Source organism: Streptosporangium sp. NPDC006007, from assembly GCF_040614315.1.
Lineage (GTDB): Bacteria > Actinomycetota > Actinomycetes > Streptosporangiales > Streptosporangiaceae > Streptosporangium.
This window is the reverse complement of record NZ_JBEXUG010000082.1, coordinates 1-5,750: the sequence shown is the minus strand read 5'-3', so window position 1 is coordinate 5,750 and position 5,750 is coordinate 1. Positions and strand designations below refer to the sequence as shown.

Annotated in this window: 6 protein-coding genes; 2 read left to right on the top strand and 4 right to left on the bottom strand. The window is 63.4% G+C overall.

Features of this window, described 5'->3' with window-relative positions:
* Nucleotides 1-139: 139 nt before the first annotated feature.
* Both ABZ194_RS29970 and ABZ194_RS29965 read right to left on the bottom strand, forming a co-directional pair.
* On the bottom strand, nt 140-1,051 hold the full coding sequence (locus ABZ194_RS29970; protein WP_355600382.1) for an IS3 family transposase: 912 nt from the start codon (nt 1,049-1,051) through the stop codon (nt 140-142).
* Nucleotides 1,021-1,305 (bottom strand): transposase, encoded by a 285-nt coding sequence (locus tag ABZ194_RS29965; protein WP_355600381.1) that lies wholly within the window; start codon nt 1,303-1,305, stop codon nt 1,021-1,023. The genes ABZ194_RS29970 and ABZ194_RS29965 overlap by 31 nt, the downstream gene beginning before the upstream one ends.
* Here ABZ194_RS29965 and ABZ194_RS29960 point away from each other — a divergent pair.
* A complete protein-coding gene (locus ABZ194_RS29960) occupies nt 1,304-2,161 on the top strand; it encodes a methyltransferase domain-containing protein (RefSeq protein ID WP_355600380.1) in 858 nt (285 codons plus the stop codon). The two genes, ABZ194_RS29965 and ABZ194_RS29960, sit on opposite strands and share 2 nt — an antisense overlap.
* Before the next feature lie 281 nt (nt 2,162-2,442).
* Nucleotides 2,443-2,829, top strand: coding sequence for a VOC family protein (locus tag ABZ194_RS29955; RefSeq protein WP_355600379.1), 387 nt, complete (start codon nt 2,443-2,445; stop codon nt 2,827-2,829).
* Nucleotides 2,830-3,301: 472 nt separating this feature from the next.
* On the opposite strand, the gene ABZ194_RS29950 is transcribed toward ABZ194_RS29955, so the two are convergent.
* Both ABZ194_RS29950 and ABZ194_RS29945 read right to left on the bottom strand, forming a co-directional pair.
* Nucleotides 3,302-3,580 carry a type II toxin-antitoxin system prevent-host-death family antitoxin gene (locus tag ABZ194_RS29950; RefSeq protein ID WP_355600378.1) on the bottom strand — a complete coding sequence of 93 codons (279 nt, stop codon included), beginning with the start codon at nt 3,578-3,580 and terminating at the stop codon, nt 3,302-3,304.
* A gap of 170 nt (nt 3,581-3,750) precedes the next feature.
* Nucleotides 3,751-5,454, bottom strand: coding sequence for a hypothetical protein (locus ABZ194_RS29945; RefSeq protein WP_355600377.1), 1,704 nt, complete (start codon nt 5,452-5,454; stop codon nt 3,751-3,753).
* Between the last annotated feature and the right edge of the window lie 296 nt (nt 5,455-5,750).

The window sequence follows — 5,750 nt, the reverse complement described above, 5'->3', positions numbered from 1 at the left end:
CGTGGCGTCAGGTTGCATAGTCGGTGCCGTGGAGGATCACTGGACCGTGGGACGCGTGGCCGAGCTGGCCGGCGTGAGCGTCCGCACGCTGCATCTGACATGCCCCGCGTTTTCCGGACACCGGAGTAAATGAACTATATCATGCAGCGGCTCGCCTGCCGAACCATTCCTCGAGAACTTCCAGTGGCGGCCGATATCCCAACATGGAATGCAGGCGCCGACGATTATAGAAGCCCTCTATATATTTGATCACAGCGGTACGCGCCTCCGTCACACTCGTGAAGCTACGATGATGAACGAACTCCGTCTTCAGCTTGCCGAAGAACGATTCGGCCATAGAGTTGTCGAAACAGATCCCCGTTCGCCCCACCGACTGCCTCACGCCATACCGGTTCAGCGTGACGGCGTACTCGTGAGACGTATACTGACCACCCCTGTCCGAGTGAAAAATCGCTCCAGCGGGAATATCGACCCGCATCGCGGCCATGTCGAGGGCCGCGCACACCAAACCGGCCGGATATCGCACATCCAATGCCCACCCGATCACCGCCTTCGAAAAGCAATCAATGACAGTGGCCAGATACAGAGGCCCTGCTCCGGTCTTGATCTCAGTGATATCGCCGACCAGCCTGGCTCCAGGTACCTCAGCGGTGAGGTCGCGGCCCACCAGGTCCGGGAGGGGACCGGCGGCCTTGTCCGCGACGGTCAGCCCGCGTCGCCGCCTGACCTGCACCGGCGTCAGGCCCAGGTCCCGCATCAACGCCCGCACCAGCTCGTCGTCGACCTCGATCCCCATCCGCGTCAGCGCCGCATGCACCCGCCGGTAACCGTACGTCCGCCCCGATTCGGCGAACACCTCCTCGATCAACGGTTTAAGGTCCTCACGACGCCGCTTCCCGGCCGACATCGGCCGGTCCCGCCATTCGTAATAACCCGATCTCGAAACCCCGGGAAGCCGGCACATCATGGGCAGGCTGAAGTTGGCCTCCTCCGCGTGGATCAGCGAGAACTTCTCGCCGGCTACCGCTCCCTCGCAAAGAAGGCCGCGCATTTTTTCAAGAAGGCATTCTCCTGCTCAAGTTCCGCGATCCGACGTTCCATCTCGCGTACCCTTGCACGCTCCGCGGCATCCCGAGCCGGCTCGGTGTTCCCCGACCGGCGGCGCTTCTCCTTGGTCACCCAGTTCCGCACGGTCTCCCGCGACACACCGAAATCCTTAGCCGCTTGCCCGATCGTCGACCGCTCGTCCAAGACGGCCTTGACGACCTCCTTCTTGAACTCCTCTGAATAGTTCTTCCCCGCCATGAACCCTTCCTTCCGAACCAGTCAGCACCCTACTTGGCACCGTGTCCGGAAGATCAGGGGCACCTCAGACAAAGTACTGGAAATCGGCACGGGCACCGGTTACTCAACATCGTTGATGTGCCAGCGGCTTGGCCAGGAGGCCATCACCTCGATCGAATACGACCAAGAGGTTGCCGTTCGGGCCAGGAAGGCGATCGCTGAGGCCGGGTACGCGCCCACCCTTGTGGTGGGAGACGGACTGCTCGACTATGACGAGAACGCCGAATACGACCAACTGATCGCCACTTGCTCGGTGCGGACCATCCCCCCGTCCTGGATGTGGCAGGTCCGCGTCGGAGGGACCATCACCACCCCCATGTGGGGTTGGATGGGCGGGGTTGCCTTCGCCCATCTCACCCTGACAGAGGACGGCACCGCCAGTGGCCGTTTCCTGAAGGACGCTCTGTACTTCATGACTGCCCGCTCTCACCTGCCGCCATCGCGGCCCCCGATGGTGTCTGATATTGGAGAAGCCCGTCCGAGCAGAATAGATCCGTCGATTCTCAGTGACGAGACGGCCTTGTGGGTCGCTCAGCTTGCTGTCCCGCGGGCGCAGCACTCTTGGCGGGAGGATACGACGTTCCTAGTGGATGTCAGCACCGGATCGCGGGCCAACACCAGGCCAGATCCCGCAGGTGGGTGGACGGTGTATCAGCATGGGCCGATCAAACTGTGGGACGAGGTCGAAGAGGCCATTCTGACGTGGCAGGGGGCCGGGTGTCCGCACCAGTCCGGGTTCGGGCTTACCGTGACGAGGCGGGAACAGCGCGTCTGGCTCGGTGGGCCCGGTGGGCCGAGCTGGAACCTGCCCGCATAGGGGCTCTGTACGAACAGCGGTGTGGAGAGGTGCTTTCCTTACCTCCGGCCGACCTGCTGATCGTGCCGTGCCGACGGTGAGTACGTCGGGTGCGTTTATGCCCGCCAGGACATGTCTTTAGTGTGAAATGTCCGAATAGTGGCGGTTTTATGTATGATTCGTGAGATGACTTTCGGAGGCGGGGCCCTCTGGAGAGCGCTCCGATTCCGGGGTGAACGGGGTGGAGAGACTCGTGGAACCCTCAGGGGTGTTTCCTGCTCCGCTGTGTAAGTATTTCCAGTATGTCAGTCGAGTTGAACCACACCATTGTTTTCGCCCGGGACCGTCAGGCGTCCGCCGAGTTCCTGGCGACCATTCTGGGGCTGGAGGTCGGGGCGGTCTGGGGGCCGTTCCTGCCGGTGTCGACCAGTAACGGCGTCACCTTGGACTTCGCGACCAGAGATCAGGACGTGATCGCCTCGCAGCACTACGCGTTCCTGGTGCCCGAGGAGGACTTCGACCCGATCTTCGAGCGGATCCAGCAGGCCGGAGTCACCTACTACGCCGATCCGGGTCTCAAGAAGCCGGGACAGATCAACCACAACGACGGCGGGCGCGGCGTGTACTTCCTGGATCCGGTCGGCCACATCATGGAGGTCATCACCCGCCCCTACGGCAGCGGCGGTTAAGCGCCGCCATACCCGTCGAGTCAGGAAAGTCTGAGGTCAGGGCGCTGTTCGTCATGGCGTGTGCTGTGGGGTGATCGTCAGATGGGGACTGTTCTCACCACCGATTCGAGGCCCTTGAAATCGGCGTGGTTACGTGTGTAGAGCGGCAGCCCCCGGGTGGACGCCACCGCGGCGATCATCAGATTCATTCTGCGGGGGCGAGGATCCCGGTTGGCGGCCATCGTGAGAGCGACCAGGGTTCCGTAACGGGCGGCGGCGTCGCCGTCAAAGGGCAGAGGGGCGAAGTCGGCGACCGCCGCCCTAGTTTCTCCATACCTGCGGCTCTGGCTCCGGCGCCCCGGGCCATGGCGACGCCCCGGTGGAGCTCGGCGAGGGTGATCGCGGTGATCTCCGGGATGATCGGCAGCCATGCCGGATCGATCAGGTCGAGATCGATGTAGGTGCAGGTGCGAGGACCCCGGACTCGTCGCGCTCAGGCACGGCCGCGCTCCCAGGGGTCGTCGCCGCCGACGCGGTCCTCCGTGCCGAAGAATTCGTCGGCCTCCTGCCGCATGCGCGCGTGGTCCACGCGCGGTAGGCGCCGGTGCCGGGAGACCAGTTCCTCCGCGGTCAGACGTCGCCTGCGAGCCAGGGGCCGCAGTTCGGCGACCTCGATGCCGTTACGGGTGATGTGGTAGACCTCGCCGGCCTCCACGGCATCCATGACGGCCGCGGAGTTGCTGCGGAACTCACGCTGGGTAATCGTCTTCACCTATCCATTGGAGCTCGATGTGTCTCAAGGCGCTACGCGTTCCCTGCTTCGATCGCCTATGAGCGAGAAAGCAGAGCGATAAAGAGGAAAAACTATCGTTGACCGAATCGAGGTCCGGCTGGTCTGTCTCTTCGGGCAGCCCGAACTCCGGGTGTGTGGCCTGGGGCGTGTCAATCCGCGGCGGGGCGCCACCGAGAGGCTGCGCCGACCGCCCCCAGCCCACCGGTTACCCCCAAGCCGACCGCGAGCGTTAGCGCCACTATGGAGCTCACTTCGAGAGTGGTCCAGGAAAATACTCCCGATTGCGACATGCCCACGAAGAACATCCCTTGCCACGCGGCGACACCGGCCCCTATGGCTGTGGCGAGCACGGTGGGAAGGGTGAGATTCCAGACGGCGATTCCAACCAGGAATCTGCGCTGCTCGCTTAACACGGCCAAGGGGGCGAGCGCGCTGGTGAACACCAGAAATTCTGCCGCAGAGCTGTACACCACGCACAGAAACAGAATGCCGAGCACAACCGCGGTCAGCAGCTTGACCCATTCGGCCATCTGCACCAGCCGGTCGGCGCCCAGAATCCAGGAGTCATAGGGGCGTTCGACTCTGGCTTTTCCGAGTGACTGGTGCGCGGCCTTTTTAACCCTCCAGGCCAGATTATGTGAATCCAAGGGAGAGATTACCGCCAGCACGGTGGGCACGTTGCCGTTGCTGCTCGTGTTGCCCTCTCGTAGGTTGGTCTGGCCGGTCATGAAGCCAATGCTGCCATTCAGAGCCCGAGCCCGAGCGTCACCCTCTCCCAGGTGAGCGGGTGCTGGCGAGCAGACCAGCCCGAGGTCCCGGATTGTTGGGCAGGATGCGCGCAGTTCGGGGGTTCTTTCCGATTCCGGAGCACTTATCACGGCGACGAGACTGGATTTGTTCGGCAGGAGATTGGCGAAATTATCGATTCCGGTACGGGTCATCGACGAGGAGCTGACGATGAGTACCGAGTCCTGGATCTGTTGCCGCATGCGCTGGGCATTCTGCGTTGAGTCGCCGAGCCTGCTGGTCCAGACCTGCGCCTGAGTGATCACGCCGAGACCGATGACCACGACTGCCACGAGCCTGACGATGACTCCAGGGCGGGCCTGCGCCCACCGGCCCGCGACAAGGGCTGCAGCATGTCCAGCCCAGGCGCCGAACGCGGCGGCGGACGCGCCCAGCCGCCTGATGAGTACACCGGCGGCGGATGGCAGCATCCCCCAAAGCAGAGCGGTGCCGCCGATGTAGCCGAAAAAGCTCGCCACTTTCGGCAGATATGGGGTGATGATGATGGAAACGAGCCCGATAACGCCTGCGGCGAGCCGCCAGGACGGAATCCGGGCACCAAAAGTCCGTGGTCGAGTGCTACCGCCGTCCATCGTCACGCGATGGAGACCAATCACCGCAAGCAGCACCACGGTGCAGGCTCCCGTCGCGACGAGTGGAATCGCCCAGCTCCAGGCGCGTAAATCTGCCGGGTTGGTGATATAGCCGGTAACGGGAAGCCGGATGCTCATGGTCATCATGACGAGGTAGGGGGCGCTGCCCAAGGCCATGCCGATGAGTGCGGGAACAAGCCCCTCCCCGAGGTTGATCAACGCTCGGTGCCGGGCACTTCCGCCGAGCGCGGCCAGCAACTGGGCGCGTCGGTCTCTGGTGGCAGAGCCGCAGCGCGCTGCCACGACGAGCAGAACGGTAGCCGCGCCGCCTAAGGTAAGAACGATCGTGGCCAGGAACTGCCCCATGGGGACGGCATCACGGGAATCGCCGATGAGCCTGGCGTTCGCGGATCCGATCCGTGAAATCTTGAACCATGCCCGATGGTTGTCGACCTTGGGGCGGACATACGCCAAGCGCTCCTCCAGCGAGGAAAGTCCTTCTGGACTTATGAGGCCCGCGAGGGTGCCATACCTTGAGGTGATGTGTTCGGCGGCGCCGGCCCGCACCAGTTCGGGGGAGAGGAAAACCTCGCCGGGCTCCGGCCAGCGAGGGAGTCCGGGAGGTGGCGCGACTGTCGGCGAAATCGGTTCGATGTAGATGACCGTGTGCGGGGTCTCAGAAGGTGTTTGAGAGCTGATCGTGAGGCCGCCCTGCGGTGGGGTAGGAGTGCGGGTATGACACGACGACCCTTTCTATCCCTCTGATCTGA

Bases quoted from the DNA above. Each gene is read 5' to 3' on its own strand.
- ABZ194_RS29970 (WP_355600382.1), bottom strand. From the start codon at position 1,051: ATGCGCGGCCTTCTTTGCGAGGGAGCGGTAGCCGGCGAGAAGTTCTCG.
- ABZ194_RS29960 (WP_355600380.1), top strand. From the start codon at position 1,304: ATGAACCCTTCCTTCCGAACCAGTCAGCACCCTACTTGGCACCGTGTC.
- ABZ194_RS29965 (WP_355600381.1), bottom strand. From the start codon at position 1,305: ATGGCGGGGAAGAACTATTCAGAGGAGTTCAAGAAGGAGGTCGTCAAG.
- ABZ194_RS29955 (WP_355600379.1), top strand. From the start codon at position 2,443: ATGTCAGTCGAGTTGAACCACACCATTGTTTTCGCCCGGGACCGTCAG.